Origin of the sequence: uncultured Oceanisphaera sp., assembly GCF_947495715.1 — a bacterium.
In the GTDB taxonomy this organism is placed as follows: domain Bacteria; phylum Pseudomonadota; class Gammaproteobacteria; order Enterobacterales; family Aeromonadaceae; genus Oceanimonas; species Oceanimonas sediminis.
The window spans coordinates 1-1,693 of sequence record NZ_CANLZU010000046.1 but is presented as its reverse complement, the minus strand read 5'-3'; the positions used below and the strand labels follow the sequence as shown (position 1 = coordinate 1,693).

Here is a 1,693-nt window from a genome sequence, read left to right as displayed (position 1 = left end):
TTCCGTTTCATGGCAGGCTCCCGAATGTAGCTATATGTAGAAATTATAGATCCACATGGGTTATGCCGTACTGCTTAGCAGAGATAGTAATGCAAGAGCTGGCGCTAAATTGCTATGCGCCCCCAACTCTATATTTGAAAAGAAATTTTCAGAAGATTGCGGAAGTAATAATAAGCCGTACAACTACTATCCAGCCAGCAAAGACGGCATAGTAGTCTGGATTGAAGGAAAATAGTTATGATGTTTCAATCAGAATTTATTTCCTTTAAAGTAATAGCTCTCTTTTTTTCTGTTGTCATGGTGCCCCTAGCCTCTGCACAGATGTATGTGCCATCTCCACCAATAGATCCGAAAAGCACTGAGGAGTGTCATCGTCATTACGAACGGTATCAACCAACATTGAAGTCACTTCTAGATAAGAATAATCAGGAGCATAGAGGTTTTTTAAATAAAAAAGGTGGGCTTTCTCACAAGGAGTATCAAAGAGCATGGAGAGAACTATCCGAGAGAAATAAGCGTAGAAGTGAACAGCACCATGAGTTATTAATAAGGGCAGGACAAGAGCGGCAGGAGTGCCTGAATCAGGTCAGAGCCTTTAATAAGTCGGTTAGGAAAATAGAAAAAAACGAGGTGGCTAATGCCGCGCGGTCAAAGTCAGCGCAGTTGCTAACGTTCAATGCCAGACGGCAGGCCGAGCGGTATGCGGGCCGTAAGTGGCGTAGCGCCGGGATAGCGCTGCACGCTAAAAAGCAAGCTGAACGTAAAGTGCGCCAGTTGGGTCTGGCTCAGCAGGCATGGAAATTAATTAACGGTAACGGTAGCTGGAACGAACGGCTCAATTTTGTCAGCAACAGTACCAAACAATTGAATGGCCTTCGCCCGGGGGGGATGCTGTCAAAGCAACTTACCGCCGGAAGTATTGATATTATCACGGAACATGCGCGTAGCTTGGTAATGCAGTTAAATGAGGCCATGGATGGCTTTGATAGAGTTCCGTTCTCTTCTGCATCAACCGCATATGTAGACGTAATGAGAACAGCTTCGTTTGTTTATGATGTCAAGGTTGGTTTGACGAAAAGTGTTGATGACATAGTACAGCAAGCTGACTTAGCTTCTATAGAACACCCTTCCAGTGAAATAAATTCTCTGATAACAAGCTCCTTTTCTGCCTACAGCCGGGAGCAAGCCAGGATAGCAGCGCAAAAAAAATCAGCCAGAAGTAAGCAATCAAAAGGTAATGTTGGGCGGGCACGAATCGTTAACAAGCCATCAGGTAGGGGGGGCTCAGTTAAATGTAAGCAAATAATTGCTCAAATCAATGAGTATAGAAAAGCGATACGTGAAACCGAACCATATGTAGATGTAAGCTCAGCTCACCGTGAAACTAACAACTTGGCACGCATGGGAGTGAGGTCAAATAGAGATTGGTATAATCAAAATTGCAGGTGATTGAAACTGTTTTATACAGGCTTCGAGCATAGTCAAATGGCAGCTCAACCAGAGAGTAATTAGACCAAGAAGTCATCACCCCAACTACTGACCTCATCCTCGAAAATCAATTTCATCGTAATATTTCCATCGGTTTTATCAAGTGGTTACGCTTGGATGGTTATTAATAAGTAATCACGCATAACTTATGTGGAAATCACTCCCAACTCCCTTGAATAGTGTTGAGACTTCATTCACTAACAGG

At 43.5% G+C, this 1,693-nt stretch carries 1 protein-coding gene; it reads left to right on the top strand.

What is annotated here, in order from left to right; genetic code table 11:
* Nucleotides 1-237 precede the first annotated feature (237 nt).
* Nucleotides 238-1,449 (top strand): hypothetical protein, encoded by a 1,212-nt coding sequence (locus Q0753_RS16495; RefSeq protein ID WP_298723688.1) that lies wholly within the window; start codon nucleotides 238-240, stop codon nucleotides 1,447-1,449.
* The last annotated feature ends 244 nt before the right edge of the window (nucleotides 1,450-1,693 follow it).